This is a genomic window from Streptomyces sp. NPDC005791, from assembly GCF_042871485.1.
In the GTDB taxonomy this organism is placed as follows: Bacteria; Actinomycetota; Actinomycetes; order Streptomycetales; family Streptomycetaceae; genus Streptomyces.
The window spans coordinates 312,183-337,783 of record NZ_JBIAIP010000010.1 but is presented as its reverse complement, the minus strand read 5'-3'; the positions used below and the strand labels follow the sequence as shown (position 1 = coordinate 337,783).

General features: G+C 71.8%; 22 protein-coding genes. 5 read left to right on the top strand and 17 right to left on the bottom strand.

Translation table 11 applies throughout. The features are described from left to right. Window positions 1-314: 314 nt before the first annotated feature. Entirely contained in the window at window positions 315-1,724 is a 1,410-nt protein-coding gene (glnA, locus tag ACFYSH_RS21740; protein WP_359475732.1) for a type I glutamate--ammonia ligase, read from the bottom strand. A gap of 222 nt (window positions 1,725-1,946) precedes the next feature. Here glnA and ACFYSH_RS21735 point away from each other — a divergent pair, with 222 nt between their 5' ends. Beyond that, window positions 1,947-2,414, top strand: a complete 468-nt coding sequence (locus tag ACFYSH_RS21735) for an RDD family protein (protein ID WP_359475735.1) — start codon at window positions 1,947-1,949, stop codon at window positions 2,412-2,414. Between the two features lie 68 nt (window positions 2,415-2,482). Here ACFYSH_RS21735 and ACFYSH_RS21730 read toward each other — a convergent pair whose 3' ends face one another. The 4 genes from ACFYSH_RS21730 to lipB form a co-directional block, all read right to left on the bottom strand. Beyond that, window positions 2,483-3,190: a DUF4191 domain-containing protein gene (locus tag ACFYSH_RS21730; RefSeq protein WP_359475738.1), complete on the bottom strand. Its 708-nt coding sequence runs from the start codon at window positions 3,188-3,190 to the stop codon at window positions 2,483-2,485. A gap of 30 nt (window positions 3,191-3,220) precedes the next feature. After that, window positions 3,221-3,421, bottom strand: coding sequence for a hypothetical protein (locus ACFYSH_RS21725; RefSeq protein ID WP_356707364.1), 201 nt, complete (start codon window positions 3,419-3,421; stop codon window positions 3,221-3,223). 268 nt (window positions 3,422-3,689) lie between these two features. Beyond that, window positions 3,690-4,658: a lipoyl synthase gene (lipA, locus tag ACFYSH_RS21720; protein WP_359475743.1), complete on the bottom strand. Its 969-nt coding sequence runs from the start codon at window positions 4,656-4,658 to the stop codon at window positions 3,690-3,692. Between the two features lie 111 nt (window positions 4,659-4,769). Further along, entirely contained in the window at window positions 4,770-5,603 is an 834-nt protein-coding gene (lipB, locus tag ACFYSH_RS21715) for a lipoyl(octanoyl) transferase LipB (RefSeq protein WP_359475746.1), read from the bottom strand. 311 nt (window positions 5,604-5,914) lie between these two features. On the opposite strand from lipB, the gene ACFYSH_RS21710 reads away from it, so the two are divergent. Next, on the top strand, window positions 5,915-7,525 hold the full coding sequence (locus ACFYSH_RS21710; protein ID WP_359475749.1) for a regulator: 1,611 nt from the start codon (window positions 5,915-5,917) through the stop codon (window positions 7,523-7,525). A gap of 11 nt (window positions 7,526-7,536) precedes the next feature. On the opposite strand, the gene ACFYSH_RS21705 is transcribed toward ACFYSH_RS21710, so the two are convergent. Beyond that, a complete protein-coding gene (locus tag ACFYSH_RS21705) occupies window positions 7,537-8,850 on the bottom strand; it encodes an NAD(P)/FAD-dependent oxidoreductase (protein WP_388754488.1) in 1,314 nt (437 codons plus the stop codon). A 185-nt stretch (window positions 8,851-9,035) separates the two neighbouring features. Further along, the gene (locus ACFYSH_RS21700; protein WP_359475755.1) at window positions 9,036-9,935 is read right to left on the bottom strand and encodes a TIGR01777 family oxidoreductase; all 900 of its coding nucleotides are present in this window, start codon (window positions 9,933-9,935) and stop codon (window positions 9,036-9,038) included. Between the two features lie 53 nt (window positions 9,936-9,988). Between ACFYSH_RS21700 and ACFYSH_RS21695 the strand changes: the two genes are divergently transcribed. Next, window positions 9,989-10,507 carry a GNAT family N-acetyltransferase gene (locus ACFYSH_RS21695; RefSeq protein WP_359475758.1) on the top strand — a complete coding sequence of 173 codons (519 nt, stop codon included), beginning with the start codon at window positions 9,989-9,991 and terminating at the stop codon, window positions 10,505-10,507. An 18-nt stretch (window positions 10,508-10,525) separates the two neighbouring features. On the opposite strand, the gene ACFYSH_RS21690 is transcribed toward ACFYSH_RS21695, so the two are convergent. The 8 genes from ACFYSH_RS21690 to ACFYSH_RS21655 form a co-directional block, all read right to left on the bottom strand. Next, a complete protein-coding gene (locus ACFYSH_RS21690; protein WP_359475880.1) occupies window positions 10,526-11,047 on the bottom strand; it encodes a DUF4240 domain-containing protein in 522 nt (173 codons plus the stop codon). 83 nt (window positions 11,048-11,130) lie between these two features. Next, entirely contained in the window at window positions 11,131-12,102 is a 972-nt protein-coding gene (locus ACFYSH_RS21685) for a WYL domain-containing protein (RefSeq protein ID WP_359475761.1), read from the bottom strand. A gap of 76 nt (window positions 12,103-12,178) precedes the next feature. Beyond that, window positions 12,179-14,848 (bottom strand): pyruvate dehydrogenase (acetyl-transferring), homodimeric type, encoded by a 2,670-nt coding sequence (gene aceE / locus ACFYSH_RS21680; protein WP_388754484.1) that lies wholly within the window; start codon window positions 14,846-14,848, stop codon window positions 12,179-12,181. A gap of 268 nt (window positions 14,849-15,116) precedes the next feature. Continuing rightward, window positions 15,117-15,740 carry a GntR family transcriptional regulator gene (locus tag ACFYSH_RS21675; RefSeq protein ID WP_359475767.1) on the bottom strand — a complete coding sequence of 208 codons (624 nt, stop codon included), beginning with the start codon at window positions 15,738-15,740 and terminating at the stop codon, window positions 15,117-15,119. Between the two features lie 151 nt (window positions 15,741-15,891). Next, window positions 15,892-17,658, bottom strand: a complete 1,767-nt coding sequence (sucB, locus tag ACFYSH_RS21670) for a 2-oxoglutarate dehydrogenase, E2 component, dihydrolipoamide succinyltransferase (RefSeq protein WP_388754481.1) — start codon at window positions 17,656-17,658, stop codon at window positions 15,892-15,894. Window positions 17,659-17,714: 56 nt separating this feature from the next. Continuing rightward, window positions 17,715-19,103, bottom strand: a complete 1,389-nt coding sequence (lpdA, locus tag ACFYSH_RS21665) for a dihydrolipoyl dehydrogenase (protein ID WP_359475773.1) — start codon at window positions 19,101-19,103, stop codon at window positions 17,715-17,717. A gap of 343 nt (window positions 19,104-19,446) precedes the next feature. Next, the gene (locus ACFYSH_RS21660; protein WP_359475776.1) at window positions 19,447-20,997 is read right to left on the bottom strand and encodes a leucyl aminopeptidase; all 1,551 of its coding nucleotides are present in this window, start codon (window positions 20,995-20,997) and stop codon (window positions 19,447-19,449) included. Between the two features lie 197 nt (window positions 20,998-21,194). Then, window positions 21,195-21,977 (bottom strand): adenosylcobinamide-GDP ribazoletransferase, encoded by a 783-nt coding sequence (locus tag ACFYSH_RS21655; RefSeq protein WP_359475779.1) that lies wholly within the window; start codon window positions 21,975-21,977, stop codon window positions 21,195-21,197. Between the two features lie 86 nt (window positions 21,978-22,063). Between ACFYSH_RS21655 and ACFYSH_RS21650 the strand changes: the two genes are divergently transcribed. Continuing rightward, entirely contained in the window at window positions 22,064-22,837 is a 774-nt protein-coding gene (locus ACFYSH_RS21650; RefSeq protein ID WP_359475782.1) for a hypothetical protein, read from the top strand. 6 nt (window positions 22,838-22,843) lie between these two features. Here the strand turns inward: ACFYSH_RS21650 and cobT are convergent, their stop codons facing one another. Both cobT and ACFYSH_RS21640 read right to left on the bottom strand, forming a co-directional pair. Further along, window positions 22,844-23,935 carry a nicotinate-nucleotide--dimethylbenzimidazole phosphoribosyltransferase gene (gene cobT / locus ACFYSH_RS21645; RefSeq protein ID WP_388754476.1) on the bottom strand — a complete coding sequence of 364 codons (1,092 nt, stop codon included), beginning with the start codon at window positions 23,933-23,935 and terminating at the stop codon, window positions 22,844-22,846. Window positions 23,936-24,049: 114 nt separating this feature from the next. Next, window positions 24,050-25,252 carry a bifunctional adenosylcobinamide kinase/adenosylcobinamide-phosphate guanylyltransferase gene (locus tag ACFYSH_RS21640; RefSeq protein WP_388754473.1) on the bottom strand — a complete coding sequence of 401 codons (1,203 nt, stop codon included), beginning with the start codon at window positions 25,250-25,252 and terminating at the stop codon, window positions 24,050-24,052. Window positions 25,253-25,338: 86 nt separating this feature from the next. Between ACFYSH_RS21640 and ACFYSH_RS21635 the strand changes: the two genes are divergently transcribed. Further along, window positions 25,339-25,542 carry a hypothetical protein gene (locus tag ACFYSH_RS21635; protein ID WP_351271669.1) on the top strand — a complete coding sequence of 68 codons (204 nt, stop codon included), beginning with the start codon at window positions 25,339-25,341 and terminating at the stop codon, window positions 25,540-25,542. Window positions 25,543-25,601: the final 59 nt, after the last annotated feature.

The following is a 25,601-nucleotide window of genomic DNA, read 5'->3' as shown; positions in this document are numbered from 1 at the left end:
ATCGGGGCGACCCTCCGCCTTGCGATCGCACGCACCAGACGCCGCCAGGCCCGCCCTTCGGGCGGACGGCGCTACTTTCGAAACACGCCCTAGCAGTATGCGGTCGCACACCGCACCTTGAAACACCAGCGAGGGCCGCCACCCCGACTGTGGGGTGGCGGCCCTCGCTGGTGTTTCTGACATCAAGTCCGTGCATCGGCCGGGCGGTGCGTGAAGGGCGGGAAGCAGGTGGTCACAGCGAGAACTGGCGAGAAGAGCTCTCGCAGGTCACGCAGTCCTTGCAAGCTTCCGCCGAGGTCACCCGACCTCGCTGCTCAGAGGTCGAAGTACAGCTCGAACTCGTGCGGGTGCGGGCGCAGCTGGATCGGGGCGATCTCGTGGGTGCGCTTGTAGTCGATCCACGTCTCGATCAGGTCGGGCGTGAAGACGCCGCCGGCCTGGAGGTACTCGTGGTCGGCCTCGAGCGCGTCGAGGACCGCCGGGAGCGAGGTCGGGACCTGCTGGACGCTCGCGTGCTCCTCGGGAGCCAGCTCGTAGAGGTCCTTGTCGATCGGCTCCGGCGGCTCGATCTTGTTCTTGACGCCGTCCAGGCCGGCCATCAGCAGGGCCGAGAACGCCAGGTACGGGTTCGAGGACGGGTCGGGGGCGCGGAACTCGACGCGCTTGGCCTTCGGGTTGGAGCCCGTGATCGGGATACGCATCGCGGCGGAGCGGTTGCGCTGCGAGTACACCATGTTGACCGGGGCCTCGAAGCCGGGGACCAGACGGTGGTAGGAGTTCACCGTCGGGTTGGTGAAGGCCAGCAGCGACGGGGCGTGCTTCAGGATGCCGCCGATGTAGTAGCGCGCCATGTCGGAGAGGCCCGCGTAGCCCTGCTCGTCGTAGAACAGCGGGGAGCCGCCGGACCACAGGGACTGGTGCACGTGCATGCCGGAGCCGTTGTCACCGAAGATCGGCTTGGGCATGAAGGTCGCGGTCTTGCCGTTGCGCCAGGCGACGTTCTTCACGATGTACTTGAAGAGCATCAGGTCGTCGGCCGCGGCGAGCAGCGTGTTGAACTTGTAGTTGATCTCGGCCTGGCCGGCGGTGCCGACCTCGTGGTGCTGGCGCTCGACCTGGAGGCCGTTCTTGTCCAGCTCCATGGAGATCTCGGCGCGCAGGTCGGCGAAGTGGTCGACCGGAGGGGTCGGGAAGTAGCCGCCCTTGTAGCGGACCTTGTAACCACGGTTGTTCTCGACCGCACCGGTGTTCCAGGCGCCGGCCTCGGAGTCGATGTGGTAGAAGCTCTCGTTCGCCGACGTCTGGAAGCGGACGTTGTCGAAGACGTAGAACTCGGCCTCGGGGCCGAAGTACGCGGTGTCGGCGACGCCGGTCGAGGCGAGGTAGGCCTCGGCCTTCTTGGCCACGTTCCGAGGGTCACGGCTGTACTGCTCGCCGGTGATCGGGTCGTGGATGAAGAAGTTGACGTTCACCGTCTTGTCGCGGCGGAACGGGTCGACACGGGCCGTCGACAGGTCGGCACGGAGCGCCATGTCGGACTCGTGGATGGCCTGGAAGCCGCGGATCGAGGATCCGTCGAACGCCAGTTCCTCGGCCGGGTCGAAGGTCGCCGCCGGAATCGTGAAGTGCTGCATCACACCCGGCAGGTCGCAGAACCGGACGTCGATGAACTTGACGTCGTTGTCGGCGATGTACTTCTGGACTTCGTCGGCGTTCTGGAACATCCAACTCCTCCTACTCCCGACCCGGGAAAGGGCGGGGTTGCAGCTCGTCCGTGCGGCCAGTGCGGTGGCACACGCTGGACCCGACCATAGGCAGACGGGATTTCTCCAGCATGACCCATTTGTTTCGCTCAAGTTAACCAGCCCGGTCGTGGGCGGCACCTCGGTGACGTGTTCGGTGCCCCGCCCGGCCTGGTGCAAACGGGGGCGCAGTACCGTGGACGGGTGGACAACAGGCAAGCAATCGGATCGTGGCTCTCGGGGCCGCGCGCGGCGGCCGAGGAGATGGGCGCCGACTTCGGTCACCGGGGCGAGCGCCTCGGTCTGCCCCGGGAAGGCCCGGGGTCCGTGGCCCCGCTCGGCCGGCGCTTCGGGGCCCTCTTCATCGACTGGGCCGTGTGCATGCTGATCGCATACGGGCTGCTCGCTCGCGGTGACCAGCAGGCGGCCGGGAACTGGGCGCTCGGCGTCTTCCTCGTCATGAGCCTGCTGACGGTCGGAACGGTCGGTTCCACCCCGGGCAAGCGCATTCTGGGCCTGCGGGTCATCGGCGAGGACGGCGGGCGGCTCGGCGTCGTGCGGGTCGTCGTCAGGAGCGTGCTGCTCCTCCTGGTGATCCCGGCCATCGTGTGGGACCGCGACAGCCGCGGCCTCCACGACCGGCTGGCCCGCGCCGTCCAGGTCCGTACCTGAGGCGTACGGAAGACGAAGAGCGGCCCCGGACGGGCATGTCGTCCGGGGCCGCTCTCGTGTGCGCTCGGTCAGCGCATCTTTCCGCCGCGCGGCATCCGCATGCCCTTCGGCATGGGCCCCTTCGGCAGTGGCATGTTGCTCATCAGGTCACCCATCGCCCGGAGCCGGTCGTTGGCCGCCGTCACCTGCGGGCCGGTCAGGACCCGGGGGAGCTTCAGCATCGTGGTGCGCACCTTCTTCAGCGGCACCTGGCCCTCGCCGTCGCCGACGATGATGTCGTGCACCGGTACGTCGATGACGATGCGGGCCATCCGCTTCTTCTCGGCTGCCAGCAGGCTCTTCACCCGGTTCGGGTTGCCCTCCGCCACCAGGACGATGCCGGCCTTGCCGACCGCCCGGTGGACGACGTCCTGGCTGCGGTTCATCGCCACGGCCGGAGTCGTGGTCCATCCGCGGCCGACCCGGTCCAGCACCGCCGCCGCCGCTCCGGGCTGGCCCTCCATCTGGCCGAAGGCCGCGCGCTCGGCGCGGCGTCCGAAGATGATCGCCATCGCGAGGAAGGCCAGCACGAAGCCCAGGATGCCCGCGTAGATGGGGTGACCGATCAGGAAACCGATGGCGAGGAGGACACCGAAGGTGACGATTCCCACACCCGCGACGACAAGACCCACCTTCGGGTCCGACCGCCTGGTCATCTTGTAGGTCAGGGCGATCTGCTTGAGCCGCCCCGCGTTCTCGGCGCTGTCCGCGCCGTCAGTGTTTGCCTTCCTCGCCATGTTCCGAAGTTTACGTGGCGCGGGACCGACCTAGGAACGGTGGTCGGCCACAGCCTTCAGTACATGCTCCGCCTCGACCCGGTCCTGCGCCCTGCGGCGGTCCTCCAGGACCGCCGTCCAGGCGTTGCGGCGGGCGGTGCGCTGGCCGCCGCTCATGAGCAGCGACTCGACCGCGCGGAGCGCGGTGGTGACGGTCGGGATGGCGTTGGCTCGAACCGGTGCGGCGTGCATCGTGGGTGTTCCCCCTCGGAGCGGATGCGCGCCCGGCGCGCACTGAGTAGCGGGAAGCAATGACGGGCGGCGGCTGTGGGAGCCACCGCTCATGTACCTAGGGTCACTGCTCGGTGTTACCAGTGCATGACCGGTCGGTCAAACACCAATGAAACTCTGATTCCGGCCCACCGCACGCCGACGCGGCCCATACGGGCCACCGACCTGCGGGGGCGTACGGGCCGCGTCGTCGAGGCCGTTACCGTTCAGTTGTGTCCTGTGCGCCGATTCACACGGCGGACGCGGACGCGGCGGTCGCGCCGCGGCGTTCCATCGCCTGCTGGAAGAGACGTCCCGCGCGGTACGAGGAACGCACCAGCGGCCCCGACATGACGCCGGAGTAACCGATCGCGTCGGCCTCGTCCTTCAGCTCCACGAACTCCTGCGGCTTCACCCAGCGCTCGACGGGGTGGTGCCGCGCGGAGGGCCGGAGGTACTGCGTGATCGTGATGAGCTCGCAACCCGCGTCGTGCAGGTCCTTGAGCGCCTCACTGACTTCCTCACGGGTCTCGCCCATGCCGAGGATCAGGTTGGACTTGGTCACCAGGCCGGCCTCGCGGGCCCGGGTGATGACCTCCAGGGAGCGCTCGTAACGGAAGCCGGGGCGGATGCGCTTGAAGATGCGCGGCACCGTCTCGACGTTGTGCGCGAGCACCTGGGGGCGCGAGGAGAAGACCTCGGCGAGCTGCTCCGGCTCCGCGTTGAAGTCGGGGATGAGGAGCTCCACCTTGGTGGCGCCACTCTCCCGGCCCGCGGTCAGGGCGTGGATCTGGCGCACGGTCTCCGCGTACAGCCAGGCTCCGCCGTCGTCCAGGTCGTCGCGCGCGACGCCGGTGATCGTGGCGTAGTTCAGGTCCATCGTCACGACGGACTCGCCCACCCGGCGGGGCTCGTCACGGTCCAGCGCCTGCGGCTTCCCCGTGTCGATCTGGCAGAAGTCGCAGCGCCGGGTGCACTGGTCGCCACCGATGAGGAACGTCGCCTCGCGGTCTTCCCAGCATTCGTAGATGTTCGGACAGCCGGCCTCCTGGCACACGGTGTGCAGTCCCTCGCCCTTCACGAGCGCCTGCATCTTCGTGTACTCGGGGCCCATCTTCGCCCGGGTTTTGATCCACTCGGGCTTGCGCTCGATGGGGGTCTGGCTGTTTCGGACCTCCAGGCGCAGCATCTTGCGCCCGTCGGGTGCGACACCGGACACTCCGGCACCCCTTTGCTTTCGCTGCATTGGATTCTTCGGCGAACACCAGGGTACGCCCGTGGTTAGAACGGCCTTGCGTCTGGCCAACCTGTGGCCGACAGGGCCTATTCCCTAGGCCGAGGCGGCCGGCTCTGCGGCAGGCTCCACAGCCGGTTCCTTCGGCGCGACGACACGAGGAGCGAGCTCCGCGTTCTCCAGGACGTCCCTGAGGTGTTTCTCGGCGACCGGGAGGGCGTCGGCGATCGTGATCTCGCGGCCCGTCTCGTACGAGAGTGAGGTCACGCCCGCGTCCCGGATGCCGCAGGGCACGATCCGGTCGAACCAGGTGTTGTCCGGATTCACGTTCAGCGCGAAGCCGTGCATGGTCACGCCCTTGGCGACCCGGATGCCGATCGCTGCGAGCTTGCGGTCCTCGCGGCGCTGGCCCGCGTTGGACGGCGCGTACTCGGGCCCGTTCAGCCGGGGGTCGAACTCCTCGTCGTGCAGCCGGGGGTCGAAGTCCAGGGAGAGCCCGCCGACCGCCGGGCGGTCCTCGACCGGGTCGCCGAGGACCCAGACACCGCTGCGGCCCTCGACCCGGCTGGTCACCACGCCGAACTCCGCGGCCGTGCGGATCAGCGCGTCCTCCAGACGACGGACATGGGCGACCACGTCCACCGGCCGGGGAAGCTTCAGGATCGGGTAGCCGACGAGCTGCCCAGGACCGTGCCAGGTGATCTTCCCGCCACGGTCGACGTCGATGACGGGGGTGCCGTCCAGCGGGCGTTCGCTCTCCGTGGTACGCCGTCCCGCCGTGTAGACGGGCGGGTGCTCGAGGAGCAGGCAGGTGTCGGGCACGGCGTCCTCGAACCGGGCGGCGTGCACCTCGCGCTGCTTCTGCCAGGCCTCCTGGTAGTCGACCGCTTCCTCGCCGAAGCCCAGCCGGACGAACCGCAGCTCACTCACTCGGGTGCCTCCCTACTCGCGGTGCCGGAGGACCGGAGGGTGTCCCCGGAGCCGCGCCACCTTGCATGTGCGCCCTGAGCCACTGTACGACCGCTCCGGAACACGGAGCCGGGCAGGTTACGGGCAGGGCGCTTCCCGTCAGCGGTCCGACAATTCTCACACGATCGGATGAACGTGGAGCGAAGGGCGTCGGCGCCACTGTCAGGGCGGTTAAGTTCGCGCCGTTCCTTGACGGGCTCGCCCGCTCCCACTTGTGGGGGAGCCCGTAAGGGCTGCCCGCCCGGCGCCGAAGGCAGGAGACCTTACAGCTGATGTCGGAACGACCTCCGCAGCGCACCCCTAACCGGCGGCTCGCTGCCCTCATCGCGGAGGCCGGGTTCTCCCACGCGGGCCTGGCCCGCAGGGTGGACCAGCTCGGCCTCGAACACGGGCTCGACCTGCGATACGACAAGACCTCGGTGACCCGCTGGCTGCGCGGCCAGCAGCCCCGGGGCACCACCCCCGCGCTGATCGCCGAGGTCTTCACCCGGCGGCTCGGCCGCAGGCTCTCCGCGCAGGACCTGGGGCTGGACGCGTGCGCCCCCGTCTACGCGGGCCTGGAGTTCGCGGCCACGCCCGCAGAGGCAGTCGACATCGTCAGCGGGTTGTGGCGCAAGGACTCGGGCAGCCACGCGGAGCTGCGCAAGATCGCCTTCACACCCGCCGGCCTGGTCGTCCCCAGCAGGGACTGGCTCATCGGGCGCGCCGACGAATGGGTCGGCCGCGGTGAGTCGCCGACCCGCGTGAACGGCGCCACCGGTCTGCCCGCTCCACGTGTGCCCACCGAGGCCGACGGCACCCGGGACCCGCACGGGCTCCACCAGACGATCGGGGCGGGTGCCCCCGGCGCGGTGCGCACAGCGGGTGTCCACGGCGTGCGGGCCGGCGGTCCCCGCGGCCCCGGCTCCACCCGCCCGCCCGCACCGGTGGCGCCGCCCCTGGGCGTCCCGCGCCAGCGGCAGACCGACCGCAGCGCGGGCGAACGGGTCGGCAGCGGCGACGTCGCCGCCCTGCGCTCGGTGTGCGAGCTCTTCCGCACCCTGGACCACGCCTACGGCGGCGGCCACGCGCGCCAAGCCCTCATCCGGTATCTGGAACACGAGGCGGAGCCCATGCTCCGGGGGAGCTACGGCGAGACGACGGGCCGCCGGCTGTTCGCCGCCGCGGCCGATCTGACCCGGCTGGCGGGATGGACCTCGTACGACATCGGGGCGCACGGTCTCGCCCAGCGCTACTTCGTCCAGGCGCTGCGGCTCGCCCAGGCCGCCGGGGACCGGGCGTACGGTGCCTTCGTCCTGATCACCATGAGCCGGCAGGCGATCCATCTGGGGCACGGCCGGGAGGCCGTCCAGCTCGCCCGCGTCGCCCAGCAGGGCATCGGCTCCTCCGTGCCGCCCGTCGTCCTGGCCCTGCTGCACGCGGTCGAGGCGCGCGGACACGGTGTGCTCGGCGAGACCAGGGCCTGCGCCGCCGCGCTGGCGCGGGCGGAACGCGCACTGGGGATCTCCCGGCCCGGGGACGAGGTGCCGCACTGGGCCCGCCACTTCGACGAGGCCCAGCTCGCCGACGAGTTCGGCCACTGCCACCGCGACCTGCAGCAGTACCGCGCCGCCGCCCAGCACGCCGAGCGGTCCCTCCAGCTACGCGCACCGGCGTACGCCCGGAGCAGACTGTTCTGCCGGGTGGTGCTCGCATCCGCGCGGCTCGGGCTCGGTGAGCTGGACCAGGCGTGCCTGCTGGGTGCCGAGGCGGCCCAGCAGGCCGCCGAGATGAGGTCGGTGCGCGCGACGGAATACGTTCGGGACTTCGAACGCCGTCTGGAGCCGTACCGGGACGCCGTCGCGGTACGGGGATACCGCGACCGGGTCGCCGCGCTGGGCTGACCCGGCCCGGCCTACGCGGCGGCGGGCAGCTCCGTCCCGTCCGCCGGTCCCCGGCGTACCCCCAGATCGGTGAGGATCGCCGAGGCGGCGCGCCTGCCCGAGCGCAGGGCGCCCCGGACCGTGCTGGCGTCGCGGTGGTCGCCGCACACGTACAGCCCGGCCAGGAGCCGGACCGGCCGCTGCTGATCGTGCGGCGGTGGCATGGCCGGTACCGCCTCCGGGTCATGACGGGCGGCCAGCAGCTCCCAGTCGTCGGTGGGCGTGCCGTACAGCCTGGCGAGGTGCGCGCGCACCTCGCCGTCGAGGTCCGGGGGCGGGGTGCCGAGCACCGTCGAGGTGATCAGGGCCCGGCCGTGCGGGGCGCGCGAGGGGTCGACCTCGCTCATCACGGCGGTGTGCGAGACCGGCCCCGAGCGGTCCGCGTCCAGCAGCAGGCGGCCCCCGGCCGACGGAGCCTCGGCCGCGGTGTGGTGCAGCACGGTCACCGGGTGGAACGCGGGCGTCCGCAGCCCCGGCAGCAGTTCGGCGGCGGCTCCCGCACCGGTGGCCAGCAGGAGCGAGCGGCAGCCGAGCTCGCCGTGCTCCTTGGTGCGTACGGAGGTGATGTCGGCGGCCGTCACATGGACCCCCGTGCGTACGGTTCCGGGCGGCAGGGTGGCCGCCAGCAGCTCGGGCAGCGTGGCCGAGCCACCCGCGGGCACGCAGAGCCGGCCGCGTGCGTGATCGCGGAGGGTGAGGTCGGCCATGCGGCTCGACGTGGTGAGCCCGGGATCGCCCAGCAGCGCGGAGAGCAGGGGGCGCAGGAAGCCTTCGACGGCACGGGGCGAGAGGCCACGCGCCGACAGGGCCTCGAGGGCGGCCCGGTCGGGCCGGGCCAGGATCCGGGACTCCGGAGTGGCCGCGAGACGGGCCAGCCAGGCACCGAGCCTGGCCTGTTCGATCGCCCCGCCCAGGGGCGCGTGAGGGGCGCTCGGTCGGGAGCGCACGGCACGCAGCGCGCCCCGTGCGCTCCGTACGTCGCCGGCGCGGTACTGCCGCCCCCCGCTGTGCACGAGCACCCCGGGAGCGAAGTCCCGCAGCACCAGGCCGCCGAGACCCGGAGTGGTGCTCAGCTCCGGATACGCGGAATTGAGCAGCGGCCCCAGATGGTCGAGCCGGAACCCGTCCACCTCGTCGGTCGCCATCCGGCCGCCCACGTGCGCAGCGGCCTCCAGAACGCTGACGCCCACCCCTGCGCCGATCAGCTGGTGGGCCGCCGACAGGCCGGCGATCCCGGCCCCGATGATGACCACATCCGCGTGGTCTGCTGTGTGTGCCGTGAGCACGTGCCCCTCCCCGAGTCGGTGCGGCTGGTGGGGGGCTATTGCCCCCGACAGGCCCCCGGAATACCCGAGTTCGGGTCGAGGCTAGGTGTATGGCCGATTGAGGCACAGTCGCACGCACCCCGGGCACCGGGGCACGGGGTCGCACGGCGCCCCGGCGCCGGGGTCCCCGGCGGACCAGGCCGTGGTCAGCGCAGTGCGGAGCGGATCGCGTCGTCGATTCCGGGAAAGGCGAACGCGAAGCCCGAGTCGAGAAGTTGGCCGGGCAGCACCCGCTGGCTGCCCAGGACGTCCCCGGCGAACTCCCCGAGCGCGACCTTCAGCGCGGGCGCCGGGGCGGTGAACAGGGTCGGGCGCCGCAGCACCCGCCCCATGGCGGCCGTCACCTGGCCGTTGGTGACGGGGGACGGGCCCGTCAGATTCACCGGGCCGGACAGCGTCTCCGTGTCCAGGATGTGCCGCAGTGCCGCGATCTGGTCGTGCAGCGCGATGAAGCTCCAGTACTGCCGGCCGTCGCCCATCCGCCCGCCGAGCCCCGCCTTGAACAGCGGGAAGAGCCGGCCCCAGGCCCCGCCCTGCCGGGAGACGACCAGTCCGGTCCGGGCGTGGACCGTGCGGACGCCCGCTTCCTCGGCGGGAGCCGTGGCCTCCTCCCACTCCACGCACACGGAGGGCAGGAAGCCGTCGCCGGGCGGCGCGCTCTCGTCGACGGCACGGTCACCGGTGTCGCCGTAGAAGCCGATGGCGGACCCGGACAGCAGTACCTTCGGCGGGGTGTCCAGGGAGGCCACCGCCTCGGCGACGGCCGCGGTGCCCAGCACCCGGCTGTCGCGGATCTCCCGCTTGTAGGCGTCGGTCCACCGGTGGTCCCCGACCCCCGCGCCGGCGAGGTGGACGACCGCGTCGCATCCGACCAGGCCCGCCACATCGACGTACTGGCGCTTCGGGTCCCACTCCACCTCGTCGCCGGTGGTGGGCGGACGGCGCACCAGGCGCACCACCTCGTGCCCGTCGGCGCGCAGCGAGCGCACCAGGGCCGCTCCGATGAGTCCGGACGATCCGCTGACGGCGATACGGGAGGGCGGCATGGAGCCATCCTGCCCCATGCATCACGCGGGATGCTGCAGGGCAGAGTGATTCCATGATCCCGTTCTCCCCGTGTCCCGTCCGTCGCGCCGTGCCCGGGGACGGCGACGCCCTGGGGAAGCTCGACCGGGCCACGTGGTCGACGCTGCACGCGGTGCAGCCGAGGCCCCAGCCGCCCTACGAACCGTTCTTCGACGAGCGGCACCGGCCCGAGGACGTGCTCGTCGCCGAGACCGACGTTCCGGATGGTGGACCGCGCCTGGCCGGGTACATCCGGATCGTCCCGCCCACCCCGCTGGCCTGCAACGCGCATGTGCGGCAGATACAGGGGCTGGCGGTGGCCGAGTGGGCGCGCGGGTCAGGCGTCGCGCGGGCCCTGCTGCGGGCCTCGTTCGCCGAAGCGCGGCGGCAGGGGGCGAACCGGATCACGCTGCGCGTGCTCGGGCACAACGCTCCGGCACGCGCGCTGTACACCGGCGAGGGGTTCGTGGTGGAGGGCGTGCTGAGCGGCGAGTTCTTCCTGCAAGGGCGCTACGTCGACGATGTACTGATGGGCCGTCCGCTCGCTCCGTGAACAGCCGGGGCGGCGCGTTCAGACCGTGCCGAAACGGTCCCAGAGCGCGGGGAAGCGCGCAGCCAGCGCCGCGTCGTCCTCGAAGCCGACCGGGGTCCCCACCGGCTCCGTGGGCTGGGGTGGCAGCCCCAGGTCGGGGGCGACCACCCCGGTGAGCTGCTCGTAGGCCTCGTCGGCGGCGTAGCCGAGGTCCTCGCCGTCCCCGTCGATCTCCTCGTCGAAGTCGTCGAGCAACTCGGCCAGGCTGTCCGGGTCGTGCACCGCGTCCTCGAAGACCTCCCGGCCCTGCCCGATCAGCCAGCAGCGGAAGTAGTCGAACGCGTCGTCGCTCGCCCCACCCAGCAGTACGGCCGCCGCGCCCCACAGGTCCCAGCTGTACGCACGGTTGTAGCGGGCCTCGAAGTGCCGGGCGAAGTCCAGCACGGAGTCGGGATCGAGTTGCACCAGCCGTTCGACGAGCAGGTCGGCGTGGTCCTCGGGGTCGCCCTCGGCGGCCTCGCGGGTGCTGTCGATGATCTCCCAGAACTCCGTCTCGTCCATCACGGGTCCAGCATCTGCCCCGACGGCTGGCGATGCACGCCCAGACACCGAAATGATGCCTCCGGCATCACTTCCGGGCCACTTCAGCGGTAGAGCTCGCGCAGTCGTTCGCCGGTATCGGCAAAGCGTTCGCGCAGAGCGGCGGGCGCGAGGACCTCCACCTCGGGTCCGAGCGCGAGCAGCTGGTCGTACGCCACCTCCTCGGACTCGACCGGCAGGACGACCGTGCGCCGGCCGTTGCCGTCCGGGTCCGTAGCCCCGGCCAGCGCCTCGTCGGCGGCGGCCCGGTCCATGACGTGCGACAGCCGCCGTACGCCTTCCGCCGACAGCCGTACGGTCACCTCGGCACGCAGGATCGACCGGGCGAACTGCGCGGCCCGCTCCTCCCAGAAGCGCGGCAGGTCGAAGTCCTCGTCCCGTACGAAGCGGGTCTCCGACACGGCGACGGAGGTGAACCTGTCGATCCGGTACACCCGGAAGTCGTCACCGGCCCGGGCGCAGAGATACCAGACCCCGGCCTTCAGGACGAGTCCGTGCGGAGCCAGCTCCCGCCCCACCTCGTCGTCCGACGGCCGGCGACGGTAGCGGGCCCGGACCAGCCGGTCGTCCCAGACGGCCTCCGCGACGGAGGGCAGCAGTTCGGGGGTGGCCGGATCGTGGTACCAGCCGGGGGCGTCCAGATGGAAGCGCTGGGCGGCGGTGTGCGAGGCGTCGCGGAGCGAGGGGAGCAGCGCGGCCGAGACCTTCAGCCGGGCGGCAGAAGCGGCGTCGTCGAGCCCCATCTCGCGCAGCGCGGACGGCAGCCCGGACAGGAAGAGGGCCTCGGCCTCGTGACGGGCCAGCCCGGTGAGCCGGGTCCGGTAGCCGCCCACGAGCCGGTAACCACCGGCCCGGCCGCGTTCCGCGTACACGGGCACGCCCGCCTCGGAGAGCGCCTGGGCGTCCCGGGTCACGGTGCGCTCGGACACCTCCAGCTCCGCGGCCAGCTCGGCGGCGGTCATGGAGGGCCGGGACTGCAGGAGCAGCACCATCTTGATGAGCCGGGCAGCACGCATGGACCCATTGTGGGGTGGTGCGGCCAGGCGCGGCGGGGGCGGGCACCGGACGACCGGTACCCGCCCCCGCGCGGACTCACATCCCGTACTTCTCCCGGGCCTCCTTGACCTTCGAGGCCGGGATCTCGCCGCGACGGGCCAGCTGGGCCAGCGCGGCGACCGCGACGGACCGGGCGTCGACGCCGAAGTGGCGACGGGCGCCCTCGCGGGTGTCGGAGAGGCCGAAGCCATCCGTGCCCAGCGAGGACCAGTCCTGCTCCACCCACTGGCTGATCGAGTCCGGGACCGCGCGCATCCAGTCGCTGACCGCGAGCACGGGGCCCGGCGCGCCGGAGAGCGCCTGGGTCACGTAGGGCACGCGCTCCTCGCCGCGGAGCAGCGCCTCGTCGGACTCCAGGGCGTCGCGGCGCAGCTCGCCCCACGAGGTGGCGGACCAGACGTCGGCCGTGACACCCCAGTCGGCGGCCAGCAGCTCCTGGGCCTCCAGGGCCCAGTGGATCGCCGTACCGGAACCGATCAGCTGGAGGCGCGGTGCGTCCGCCGCGGCGGACGTGCCCTCCTTGAAGCGGTACAGGCCCTTGACGATGCCCTCCTCGACGCCCTCGGGCATCGCGGGCTGCTGCTTCGGCTCGTTGTAGACCGTCAGGTAGTAGAAGACGTTCTCGGCGTCCGGGCCGTACATCCGGCGCAGACCGTCCTTGACGATCACCGCGATCTCGTACGCGAACGCCGGGTCGTAGTTGAGCGACGCCGGGTTGGTGGACGCGATCAGGTGCGAGTGGCCGTCCGCGTGCTGCAGGCCCTCACCCGTCAGGGTCGTACGGCCGGCCGTGGCGCCGACGATGAAACCCTTGCCGAGCTGGTCGGCGAGCTGCCACATCTGGTCGCCGGTCCGCTGCCAGCCGAACATCGAGTAGAAGATGTAGAACGGGATCATCGTCTCGCCGTGCGTCGCGTACGACGTGGAGGCGGCGATGAAGTCGGCCATGGCACCGGCCTCGGTGATCCCCTCGTTGAGGATCTGGCCGTCCTTGGCTTCCTTGTAGTACATCAGCTGGTCGCGGTCGACCGGCTCGTACGTCTGGCCCATCGGCGAGTAGATGCCGGCCGACGGGAACAAGGACTCCATCCCGAAGGTACGGGCCTCGTCCGGGACGATGGGAACCCAGCGCTTACCGGTCTCCTTGTCCCGCATCAGGTCCTTCACCAGGCGGACGAACGCCATGGTGGTGGCCATCTCCTGTTTGCCCGAGCCCTTGTACAGGGCCTGGAACGCACGCTCCTCCGGCTGGGGCAGCGCCACGGCGTGCACCCGGCGGGCGGGGGCCGGACCGCCGAGAGCGGCACGACGCTCCTGGAGGTAGCGGACCTCGGGGGAGTCGGCGCCGGGGTGGCCGTAGGGGACCAGCCCGTCCTCGAAGGCACTGTCGGGGATCGGGAGGCCGAGCAGCTCGCGCATGCCCTTGAACTCGTCGATCGACAGCTTCTTCATCTGGTGGTTGGCGTTCTTGGACTCGAAGCCCTTGCCGAGCGTGTAGCCCTTGACCGTCTGGGCCAGGATCACGGTCGGCGCACCCTTGTGGGCGAGAGCCGCGCGGTAGGCCGCGTACACCTTGCGGGCCTCGTGACCGCCGCGGGAGCTGTAGAAACACTCCGCGATCTTCGCGTCGCTGAGCAGCTTCGCCAGTTCGGCGAGGGCGGGCTCGGCGCCGAAGAAGTGTTCGCGGATGTAGGCCACGTCGCGCGTCGCGTACGTCTGGAACTGCGCGTCCGGGACCTCGCGGAGACGGCGGACCAGCGCACCCGTGGTGTCGAGCTGGAACAGCTCGTCCCAGGCGCTGCCCCAGAGCGTCTTGACGACGTTCCAGCCGGCTCCGCGGAAGGCGCCCTCGAGCTCCTGGACCACGCGGAAGTTGGCGCGGACCGGGCCGTCGAGCCGCTGCAGGTTGCAGTTGATGACGAAGGTCAGGTTGTCGAGCTGCTCACGGGCCGCGAGGGCGAGGGCGGCGGTCGACTCGGGCTCGTCCATCTCGCCGTCGCCAAGGAAGGCCCAGACGTGCGAGTTCGACGTGTCCTTGATCTTGCGGTTGGCCAGATAGCGGTTGAAGCGTGCCTGGTAGATCGCCGAGAGCGGGCCGAGGCCCATCGACACCGTGGGGAACTCCCACAGCCAGGGCAGCCGCCGCGGGTGCGGGTAGGACGGCAGGCCGTCGCCACCGGACTCCTGGCGGAAGTTGTCGAGCTGCTGCTCGCTGAGGCGGCCGTCGAGGAAGGCGCGGGCGTAGATGCCGGGCGAGGCGTGGCCCTGGATGTAGAGCTGGTCGCCGGAGCCGTCACCTTCCTTGCCGCGGAAGAAGTGGTTGAAGCCCGTCTCGTACAGCCAGGCCGCCGAGGCGAAGGTGGCGATGTGGCCGCCGACGCCGTACCGGGCGCCACGGGTGACCATCGCGGCCGCGTTCCAGCGGTTCCACGCGGTGATCTTCGATTCCATCTCCAGGTCACCGTCGAACGCGGGCTCGGCGGAGGTGGGAATGGTGTTGACGTAATCGCTCTCCAGCAGCTTGGGCAGCGCGATGCCGGCGCCCTCAGCGTGCTGGAGCGAACGCCGCATCAGATATGCGGCGCGGTGCGGGCCCGCGGCCTTGGTGACGGCGTCCAGGGAGGCCGCCCATTCGGCGGTCTCCTCGGGGTCGCGGTCCGGGAGCTGGTCGAGCTCGCTCGGAAGCTTTGCTACGGGGTCGGTCATGATCGCCGCCTTCCGGAGTGGAGGGGGGTGGAGAAGGCCCTGACTGGCAGGACAGGGCGATCGGGCCGGTGGGCCCGCGGATGAACTGTAAGTCGCCGATCGATGATCGATCAAAGGGTGAACGGCAAAACTTCTCGATATGAAGAAAAGTGGCATGCGGTGCCGCGAAACAGGGCACGGAGTGACGGGACCAACGGGGCGAAACGGGCGCTGACCTGCACGGCGGAGCGGGTCGCGTCGCAGATGGGCGACCGTCCGCGGCGCGGTCTCAGGCGCGAGGCGCGCAGCCGAGGACGTGTTCCTTCACCAGTACGGCGATCTGCGGGTCCCGCCGCAGGAACGCCTCGGTCAGCGCCTGGTGCTCCTCGGCGTAGGACTTCTGCACGGTGCCCAGCCACCGGATCGACAGGGCCGTGAACACCTCGATGCCCAGCCCCTCCCAGGTGTGCAGCAGTACGGCGTTCCCGGCGGCCCGCACCATCTCCCGGTGGAAGGCCACCGTGTGCCGCACCTGTGCCTCGCCGTCGGCCAGCCGGTCCGCCTCGTACAGCGCCGCCACATGCGGGGTCAGCACCGAGCAGTCCTCGCCGAGTGCCGGGGCCGCCAGTTCCGCCGCGATCTGCTCGAGCCCGGCCCGCACGGGGTAGCTCTCCTCCAGATCGGCCGCGGTGAGATTGCGGACCCGCACCCCCTTGTTGGGCGCCGACTCGATCAGCCGCAGCGTCTCCAGCTCGCGCAACGCCTCGCGCACGGGCGTCTGGCTGACCTCCAGCTCGGTGGCGATACGACGCTCCACGATCCGCTCACCCGGCTTCCAGCGCCCGCTGACTATCCCTTCCACGATGTGCTCGCGGATCTGTTCGCGCAGCGAGTGGACGACGGGCGGGGTCATGAGGGCTCCTTCGGGCGAACAAACCGGTGCTGCTCTCCACCGGTACGGCGGCCTCGGGCGACCGGTGGTGTCTAGACAATACGGCGGCGCCCCCGTCCGGAAGGGTTCCGGACGGGGGCGCCGCTGGTGAGGCTGGTTACAGCTGTACTGCTCAGAGGCCGAGCTCGACCTCGAACTCGCCCGCCTCGAGGATCGCCTTGACCGTCGTCAGGTAGCGGGCGGCGTCCGCGCCGTCCACCAGACGGTGGTCGTAGGAGAGCGAGAGGTACGTCATGTCACGGACGCCGATGACGGTGCCCTCGGCGGTCTCGATGACCGCCGGACGCTTGACGGTGGCGCCGATGCCCAGGATGGCAGCCTGGTTCGGGGGCACGATGACCGTGTCGAACAGCGCGCCGCGCGAACCGGTGTTGCTGACGGTGAAGGTGGCACCGGACATGTCGTCCGGGGTGAGGCCGCCACCGCGGGCCTTGCCGGCCAGCTCGGCGGTCTTCTTCGCGATACCGGCGATGTTCAGGTCGCCCGCACCCTTGATGACCGGGGTCATCAGACCCTTCTCGGCGTCCACGGCGATGCCGATGTTCTCCGAGTCGAAGTACGTGATGGTGCCCTCGTCCTCGTTGATCCGGGCGTTGACGACCGGGTGGGCCTTCAGCGCCTGGGCCGCCGCCTTCACGAAGAACGGCATCGGGGACAGCTTGACGCCCTCGCGCGCGGCGAAGGCCTCCTTGGCCTGGTTGCGCAGCTTCATCAGCTTGGTGATGTCGACCTCGAGAACCGTGGTCAGCTGGGCCTGCGAGTGCAGCGCCTTCATCATGTTGTCGCCGATGACCTTGCGCATGCGGGTCATCTTGACCGTCTGACCGCGCAGCGGGGACGCCTCGAGCTTCGGCGCGGCCTTGGCCGCCGCGGGGGCGGCGGCAGCCGGAGCCGGAGCGGCAGCGGCGGCCTTGGCGGCCTCCGCGGCGGCGACGACGTCCTGCTTGCGGATACGGCCACCGACGCCGGTGCCCTTGACCGCGCCCAGGTCGACGCCGTTCTCGGCGGCGAGCTTGCGGACCAGTGGCGTGACGTACGCGCCGTCGTCACCGGCAGGCGCGGCGGGGGCGGCCGGGGCGGCTGCAGCCGGAGCCGGTGCAGGAGTTGCCGGAGCCGGAGCCGGAGCCGGAGCGGCGGGCGCGGCCGGTGCTGCCGGAGCGGGGGCGGCCGGAGCCGGTGCCGGGGCGGCAGGGGCGGGAGCCGCAGCGGCGGGGGCCGGGGCCGCGGCGGGCGCCGGGGCGGCGGCCGGAGCGGCACCCGGAGCACCGATGACGGCGAGCTTGGCACCGACCTCGGCGGTCTCGTCCTCGCCGACGACGATCTCCAGCAGCACACCGGCGACCGGTGCGGGGATCTCGGTGTCGACCTTGTCCGTGGAGACCTCGAGCAGGGGCTCGTCCTCCGCGACCTCCTCGCCGACCTCCTTCAGCCAGCGGGTGACGGTGCCCTCGGTGACGCTCTCGCCGAGCGCCGGAAGGGTGACGTCGGTGCCGGAGGCACCACCGGCCGGAGCGGCGGCGGGAGTCTCGGCGGCAGGGGCCTCGGCAGCGGGCTCCGGGGCCTCGGCGGCCGGAGCGGCAGCAGGGGTCTCGGCAGCGGGGGTCTCGGCGGCCGGAGCCTCGGCGGCGGCGGGCGCGCCCGAGCCGTCGTCGATGACCGCCAGCTCGGCGCCGACCTCGACGGTCTCGTCCTCGGCGACCTTGATGGACGCGAGCACACCCGAGGCGGGCGCGGGGATCTCGGTGTCGACCTTGTCGGTCGAGACCTCGAGCAGCGGCTCGTCGGCCTCGACGCGCTCGCCCTCGGCCTTCAGCCAACGGGTGACAGTGCCCTCGGTGACGCTCTCGCCGAGCGCCGGAAGGGTTACGGAAACCGACATGGTTTCAGTTGCTCCTTACGAATGTGCGGAAGTGGTCGGTCGTCCCCGGGACTGGATCAGTCGTGGGAGTGGAGAGGCTTGCCGGCCAGGGCCAGGTGCGCCTCGCCCATCGCCTCGTTCTGCGTCGGGTGGGCGTGGATGAGCTGCGCGACCTCGGCCGGCAGCGCCTCCCAGTTGTAGATCAGCTGGGCTTCGCCGACCTGCTCGCCCATACGGTCACCGACCATGTGGACGCCGACCACGGCACCGTCCTTGACCTGGACGAGCTTGATCTCGCCCGCGGTCTTCAGGATCTTGCTCTTGCCGTTGCCCGCGAGGTTGTACTTGAGGGCGACGACCTTGTCCGCACCGTAGATCTCCTTGGCCTTGGCCTCGGTGATGCCGACGGAGGCGACCTCGGGGTGGCAGTACGTCACCTTCGGCACGCCGTCGTAGTCGACCGGAACGGTCTTGAGGCCGGCGAGACGCTCCGCCACCAGGATGCCCTCGGCGAAGCCGACGTGCGCGAGCTGGAGGGTCGGGACCAGGTCACCGACGGCCGAGACCGTCGGGACGTTGGTCTGCATGTACTCGTCGACGAGGACGTAGCCGCGGTCCATCGCGACGCCCGCCTCCTCGTACCCCAGACCCTGCGAGACCGGGCCGCGGCCGATCGCGACCAGCAGCACCTCCGCCTCGAAGGTCTTGCCGTCGGCGAGGGTCACCCGCACGCCGTCCTGCGTGTACTCGGCCTTGTCGAAGAAGGTGCCGAGGTTGAACTTGATGCCGCGCTTGCGGAACGCGCGCTCAAGGAGCTTGGAGCTGTTCTCGTCCTCGACCGGGACCAGGTGCTTCAGACCCTCGACGATGGTGACGTCGGTGCCGAAGGACTTCCACGCCGAGGCGAACTCGACGCCGATGACGCCGCCGCCCAGGACGATCGCGGACTTCGGCACACGGTCCAGCTTCAGAGCGTGGTCCGAGGAGATGATGCGGTTGCCGTCGATCTCCAGGCCGGGCAGCGACTTCGGCACGGAGCCGGTCGCCAGCAGCACGTGGCGGCCCTGGACGCGCTGGCCGTTCACATCCACCGAGGTGGGCGACGAGAGCCGTCCCTCACCCTCGATGTAGTGCACCTTGCGCGAGGCGATGAGACCCTGCAGACCCTTGTACAGGCCCGAGATCACGTCGTCCTTGTACTTGTGGACGGCCTCCATGTCGATGCCCTCGAAGGTGGCCTTCACGCCGAACTGCTCGGCCTCACGGGCCTGGTCGGCGATCTCGCCGGCGTGCAGCAGCGCCTTCGTGGGGATACAGCCGTTGTGCAGGCAGGTGCCGCCGACCTTGCCCTTCTCGATCAGTGCGACGTCCAGGCCCAGCTGAGCTCCGCGCAGGGCCGCGGCGTAACCGCCGCTACCACCGCCGAGGATCACTAGGTCGAAAACGGTGCTGGCGTCGTTCGCCACGTCACGTCCTCCATGCATGTGCGCCGTATGCCGGGCCCCGTCGCTGGGGTGTGACCGGCCGGTCGGCTGGTGTTCGGCCGCTTGCGTTATTCGGCCCTGTGGTGGGGGCCCTGTCCTGCCGAGAACCCATCTTCGCACTTGTTGCGGGCGAACGGGACGCGGGCCCCTGCTCCGGGCCGGACGAGGATCCGGGCCGGGCGGTTACCGATGTGGGCAGATCTCCGGAAAAACGCCGGGTCGCGCCCACCCGGGATGAACGCTCACGGCCCCGGACGTATGCCCGGGGCCGTCCACGCAGCGAGTGAACCTCGCGAGGGGTCGCATGCGGGCCCCGGCTCCGGACTCAGCCGAGGTCGCCGTCCGCGGTGCGCTCCGCCAGCCGCACCAGGGTGCGGACCGCGGAACCGGTGCCGCCCTTGGGCGTGTAGCCGTACGGCGCGCCCTCGTGGAAGGCCGGGCCCGCGATGTCCAGGTGCGCCCAGGCGATGCCCTCGCCCACGAACTCCTGCAGGAAGAGACCGGCCACCAGGCCACCGCCCATCCGCTCGCCCATGTTGGCGATGTCGGCGGTCGGGGAGTCCATGCCCTTGCGCAGGTCGGCGGGGAGAGGCATCGGCCAGGAGGCCTCGCCGACCTCCTCGGCGATCTCGTGGATCGACGTACGGAAGGCGTCGTCGTTGGCCATCACACCGAAGGTGCGGTTGCCGAGTGCGAGGACCATCGCGCCCGTGAGGGTCGCGACGTCGACGATCGCGTCCGGCTTCTCCTCGGAGGCGCGGGTCAGCGCGTCGGCGAGGACCAGACGGCCCTCGGCGTCGGTGTTGAGGACCTCGACGGTCTTGCCGCTGTACATGCGCAGCACGTCGCCGGGGCGGGTGGCGTTGCCGGACGGCATGTTCTCGGCGAGGGCCAGCCAGCCGGTGACGTTGACCCGCAGGCCGAGGCGGGCGGCGGAGACGACGGCGGCGAACACGGCGGCGGCACCGCTCATGTCGCACTTCATCGTCTCGTTGTGCCCGGCCGGCTTGAGCGAGATGCCGCCCGAGTCGTACGTGATGCCCTTGCCGACCAGCGCGAGCGTCTTCTCCGCCTTGGGATGGCTGTAGGACAGCCTGACCAGGCGCGGGCCGTGCGTGGAGCCCTGGCCGACGCCGAGCAGACCACCGAAGCCGCCCTTGACGAGCGCCTTCTCGTCCAGGACCTGCACCTTGACGCCGTGCTCCTTGCCGACCGCGGTGGCCACGGCGGCGAAGGACTCGGGGTACAGGTCGTTCGGCGGGGTGTTGATCAGGTCTCGGGCCCGGTTGATCTCCTCGGTGACCGCCACGGCGCGCTCGGCGGCCGCCTTGAAGGCCTTGTCACGCGGCTTGGCGCCCAGCAGGGCGACCTCGGCGAGCGGAAGCTTCACGTCGGACCTGGCGCCCTTGGGGGCGAGCTTGTTCTCGCCGCCCTGGTACGCGGTGAAGGCGTACGCCCCCAGCAGGGCGCCTTCCGCGATGGCCCCGGCGTCCTCGGCGGACTCCGTCGGCAGCGCGAAACCGGCCTTCTTCGAACCCTTCAGCGCACGCGCGGCGCTGCCCGCGGCCCGGCGCAGCGCCTCGGCGTCGTACGCGCCGTCCTTCGCCGGGACCGGGCCGAGCCCGACCGCGAGGACGACGGGGGCCTTGAAGCCGGACGGGGCGGGGAGCTTGGTCACCTCGCCCTCGGCACCGGAGGCGCCCAGGGTCTCCAGGACGGTGGCGAGCTTGCCGTCGAACGCCTTGTCCACAGCCTCGGCGCCCGGTGCGACGACCAGGTTCCCGGACTTGGACCCAGCGCCCTTGGCGATACCGACGACGAGTGCGTCGGCGCGCAGCGTCGCCGCACCTGAGGTGCTGAGAGTGAGAGCAGTCACGGTGGTGAATTCTCGCTTCCGTTGAGTTGTGTGCCGGTCTGTGACGGCCGAGGGGTAGGCCGACCGTGCCCGGCGCATCGTAGATCCCGCCGCAATGCGCCGGTGACGAGCCTACGCGCGCCCGCGCCCCGGGCTCACGGGGGCGGGCCGTACGGGTGCGGGCCCCGGACGTCGGGCCCGGTGCCCGCGGACAGCCCTCAGCCCAGCGACAGTGCCAGCAGGGCCACTGTCCCCGCCGTCTCCTCCAGTGCGCCGAACACGTCGCCCGTCACCCCGCCGAAGCGCCGCACACAGTGACGCAGCATCAACTGCGCGGCCCCCAGGCCCGCCAGGGCCGCGAGGGTGAGGTGCAGTGCGGCGCCGTAGCCGCCCAGCAGGGCGCCCGCCCCCGCGCAGCACACGACCGCCGCGCAGGCCACGGCCGCCGCGCCCCCGGGCGGGACGGTGCCCGCGACCGCCGCGCCGAGGCCCGTCGGCCGGGCGGACGGGACGCCACGGCGTGAGGCCAGCGTGAGCGCGAGCCGGGCCGTGACGGCGGCGGCGACCGTGCCCAGGGCGCCGTCCGCCCAGCCGCGTCCGTACAGCTCGAAGAGCGCGGCGACCTGCGCCAGCAGCACGAACAGCAGGGTGATCACACCGAACGGGCCGATGTCCGACTGCTTCATGATCCGCAGCGCGTCCTCGGCGGGCTTGGCGCTGCCGAGCCCGTCGGCGGTGTCCGCGAGCCCGTCCAGGTGGAGCCCACGGGTCAGTGCGGCGGGGAGGGCGACGGAGGCGACCGCCGCCGTCAGGGGCCCCGACCCGCCGAGCAGGAACAGCACTCCGGGAACCGCCGCGAGCAGCCCCACCGCGAGTCCGGCGAGCGGGGCGCACAGCATGCCGGTGCGGGCGGTCGCGCGGTCCCAGCGGGACACGCCGACGGGGAGCGCGGTCAGGGTGCCGAAGGCGAAGCGCAGGCCGTGGCTGTTCAGGGAGGTCACCGCGCGCAGGCTAGCCGGTGCGGTGGCGCGTCGGATCGGTCAGAGTGACCCGAAGCCGCATATACGGGTCTCCGGGTGGAGGTGGCATGGGTCACTGGTTGCAGGACAACATCGTCGAGCCGGGCAAACTCCCGCTGCTGCTCGCCCTGGGCGCCTTCGTGCTGACCTTCACCGTCACCCGGGTGATCACCCGGATGATCAGGGCGGGGAAGGGCCCGTTCCGCGACATCAGGCCCGGCGGTGTGCACGTCCATCACGTGGTGCCCGGTGTCGTGCTCACGGTGGTCGGCGGCTTCGGCGCGGTGGCCGGCGGCCGGCACGGCGTCGCCGCCGGGATCCTCGCGGTGGTCTTCGGGATCGGGGCCGGCCTGGTCCTCGACGAGTTCGCGCTGATCCTGCACCTGGACGACGTGTACTGGTCCGAGGAGGGCCGCCAGAGCGTCGAGGTCGTGGTCCTCACCGCCTCGCTCGTCCTGCTCGTCCTCGCCGGCTTCTCACCGCTGGGCGTGGACGAGCTGAGCGGGGAGCAGCAGCAGAACCGGCTGGGGGCCGTCCTGACCTACGTCGTCAACTTCGGCTTCGTGCTGACCGCCCTGTTCAAGGGCAAGGCCCGGATGGCGGTGATCGGCACCCTCGTCCCGTTCATCGCGGTGATCGGCGCGCTCCGGCTGGCGCGGCCGGCCTCGCTCTGGGCGAAGCGCTTCTACCGCCGCCGCCACCGGGCCCGCGCCAAGGCGGTGCTGAGGGCGTACCACCACGATGTGCGCTGGGCGGGACCGCGACGCAGGTTCCAGGACCTGATCGGCGGGGCCCCGGACCGGGCCCCGCTGCCGGGATCCCGCCCCGGCGGCGGAACCTGAAGCCCCTCAGGCGGTCGTGTCCGCCGGCTCCGCGTCCTCGGCCGGCTCCTCGGCGGGTTCCGGCGTACGCTCGGGCAGCTCCGCCGCCAGAGCGGCCGCGGCCTGGACGAGCGGCAGCGCCAGCAGGGCCCCGCTGCCCTCGCCCACCGTCACCCCGTGATCCAGCAGCGGGGTCAGCGCCATCCGGTCCAGCGCCTTCAGCTGGGCCGGCTCCCCGCTGAGCTGACCCGCCAGCCACCAGTCCGGGGCCCGGAAAGCCGCCCGCTGAGCCACCAGCGCACACGCCGCCGAGACCACGCCGTCCAGCACCACGGGCATCCGGCGCACCGCGCTCTGCAGCAGGAAGCCCGTCATGGCCGCCAGGTCCGCGCCGCCCACGGCGGCCAGCAGTTCGAGCTGGTCACCGAGGACCGGCCGGGCCCGCCGCAGCGCGTCCCGGACCGCCGCGCACTTGCGCATCCACGCCAGGTCGTCGATGCCCGCACCGCCACGTCCGGTGACCACCGAGGCGTCCGTACCGCACAGGGCGGCGATCAGCGTCGAGGCCGCCGTCGTACCGCCGACACTCAGATCGCCCAGCACCACGAGATCGGTGCCGGAGTCGGCCTCCTCGTCGGCGATGCGCATCCCGAGCCGTACGGCCTGCACGGCCTCCTCGGCCGTCAGCGCGTCCTCGACGTCGATCCGGCCGCTGCCGCGCCGCACCCGGTGACGTACGACGACGTCGGGCAGCAGCTCCGCATCACAGTCCAGGCCGGCGTCCACGATCCGCACGGGGACGGAGAAGCGGCGGGCCAGCACGGCGACGGGGCTCGCACCGTCCAGCGCCGCCCGCACCAGCTCGTGCGCGGTCCCGGCAGCCCGGCCGGACACCTCCAGCTCCGCCACGCCGTGGTCACCGGCGAACAGCACGACGCGCGGCCGCTCGATCGGCTTGACGGGGACCGACTGCTGGGCGGCCGACAGCCATTCACCCAACTCGTCGAGCCGGCCGAGCGCGCCGCCGGGAACGGCGAGCCGCTCCCGGCGTTCCTCGGCATCACGCCGCACGCCCCCGTCGGGGCGTTCGATCAGGTCGGAGAAGTCGTCCAGATTCACGGGGGTCTGCCTCGCGGGGTCGTCACAGGGTGGGCCGGAACCCGCCGGGGGGCTCCTGTCCGGAACAGTACCCGGCACTCCTTCCCGCACCCCCGGTCCGCACCCGCCCGCGCCTCAGCCCCGCAGCACCAGTGCCTGCCCCGCCACCACCAGCAGCACCTGCTCGCACTCGGCCGCGAACCCGGCGTTCAAGCGGCCCAGTTCGTCCCGGAAGCGCCGCCCGGAGGCCGTCGCCGGGACGACACCCGAGCCGGTCTCGTTGGTCACGGCGACGACGGTACGAGGTGTTCCGCGCACCGCGCGGACCAGCTCGGCGACCCGTGCGCGCAGCTCCTCCGCGCCGCCGTCCGCCCACCGGCCGTCGTCCCACGCGCCGACCCGGTCCATCGCGTCCGTCAGCCACAGCGACAGACAGTCGATCAGCAGCGGAGGGCCGTCCTCCGCCAGCAGCCCCGTCAACTCGCAGGTCTCCTCGGTGCGCCATGCGGCAGGCCGGCGCTCCCGGTGCAGTCCGATCCGGGCCTCCCACTCCGCGTCACCTTCGCGCCGGCCGCCCGTGGCGACGTACACCACCTCCGGGAAGGTCTCCAGGCGCTGCTCGGCCTCCACCGACTTCCCCGACCGGGCCCCGCCGGTGACCAGCGTGCGCCGGGGCACCTCGGGCACCGCGGGGTGCGCGCCCACCGGCACCGTCGTCCCGTCCGGCACGGCCCGCGCCCCGCCGGCCGCGAGCCGGCGCTCCAACTCGGCGCCTGGCGGCGCGTCATGGCCGAGATGCACGGCGATCACCTCGGTGGTGGGCCCCACGGCCCCGACGGCCCGCAGCCTGGCCACGGCGTCCGGTCGCGTGATCACATCGCACACGACCATGTCGTACGGCTCCGTCGCCCGGTCGGTCAGACCGGCGGGGGAGGCCCCGGGCGGCAGATAGATCAGACGTTCACCCTCCGGCGACGTCACCTCGTAACCGGTGCCCGGGGCGTCCATGGCCACGGCCCGGATCCGGTGCCCGCTGATCAGGGTCAGCTCCTGTCCGTCCGGGACACGCCCCGCCGGCGGGAGCGAGGCGGGCAGCTCCATCGCGGGCCCGTCATGGGGATGGGTCAGCAGCACCTGCCGAACGGCGGCGAGGGAACGTCCCGCGCGGGCGGCGGCGAACACGGCGCCCGGGGTGAGGTCCAGCAGCAGGGCGTCGTCCACGAGCAGCGAGGTCGCGGCGCGCGCCCCCACGCCGCGGGAGGACGCGCAGACGGCGCAGGGGCAGTCGGGCCGCGGCAGCCCGTCGGGGGCTCCGGTGCCGAGCAGTGTCAGTTCCACGCTCTGATCCTCCCGTGTCCATGTACCACCTGCGCGCCCGGGACACCCACTAGTCTTCGGGGAGCAACGTGACCCAGGAGGCGGACATGGCGTGGACGTGGCGGTTCGAGAAGTCCGACGGTACGGAGACGGAGCCGGCGCTGCAGCCGGAGGAATTCACGACCCAGGGCGACGCGGAGTCCTGGATCGGTGAGTTCTGGAAGGAGCTCCTGGAGGGCGGCGCGGACCAGGTGACCCTCTTCGAGGACGCGACGAGGATCTACGGCCCGATGAGCCTCCAGGCCGACTGAGGCCCGCAGGCCCGCCCGGCAGGTCTCCGGGCGGGCCGCCCTCCCGCGCCCGGACGGCC

Bases quoted from the DNA above. Each gene is read 5' to 3' on its own strand.
- ACFYSH_RS21730 (WP_359475738.1), bottom strand. From the start codon at position 3,190: ATGGCGAGGAAGGCAAACACTGACGGCGCGGACAGCGCCGAGAACGCG.
- sucB (WP_388754481.1), bottom strand. From the start codon at position 17,658: ATGTCGGTTTCCGTAACCCTTCCGGCGCTCGGCGAGAGCGTCACCGAG.
- ACFYSH_RS21695 (WP_359475758.1), top strand. From the start codon at position 9,989: ATGATCCCGTTCTCCCCGTGTCCCGTCCGTCGCGCCGTGCCCGGGGAC.
- glnA (WP_359475732.1), bottom strand. From the start codon at position 1,724: ATGTTCCAGAACGCCGACGAAGTCCAGAAGTACATCGCCGACAACGAC.
- ACFYSH_RS21635 (WP_351271669.1), top strand. From the start codon at position 25,339: ATGGCGTGGACGTGGCGGTTCGAGAAGTCCGACGGTACGGAGACGGAG.
- ACFYSH_RS21725 (WP_356707364.1), bottom strand. From the start codon at position 3,421: ATGCACGCCGCACCGGTTCGAGCCAACGCCATCCCGACCGTCACCACC.
- ACFYSH_RS21685 (WP_359475761.1), bottom strand. From the start codon at position 12,102: ATGCGTGCTGCCCGGCTCATCAAGATGGTGCTGCTCCTGCAGTCCCGG.
- ACFYSH_RS21700 (WP_359475755.1), bottom strand. From the start codon at position 9,935: ATGCCGCCCTCCCGTATCGCCGTCAGCGGATCGTCCGGACTCATCGGA.
- ACFYSH_RS21710 (WP_359475749.1), top strand. From the start codon at position 5,915: ATGTCGGAACGACCTCCGCAGCGCACCCCTAACCGGCGGCTCGCTGCC.
- ACFYSH_RS21675 (WP_359475767.1), bottom strand. From the start codon at position 15,740: ATGACCCCGCCCGTCGTCCACTCGCTGCGCGAACAGATCCGCGAGCAC.
- ACFYSH_RS21650 (WP_359475782.1), top strand. From the start codon at position 22,064: ATGGGTCACTGGTTGCAGGACAACATCGTCGAGCCGGGCAAACTCCCG.
- aceE (WP_388754484.1), bottom strand. From the start codon at position 14,848: ATGACCGACCCCGTAGCAAAGCTTCCGAGCGAGCTCGACCAGCTCCCG.
- ACFYSH_RS21690 (WP_359475880.1), bottom strand. From the start codon at position 11,047: ATGGACGAGACGGAGTTCTGGGAGATCATCGACAGCACCCGCGAGGCC.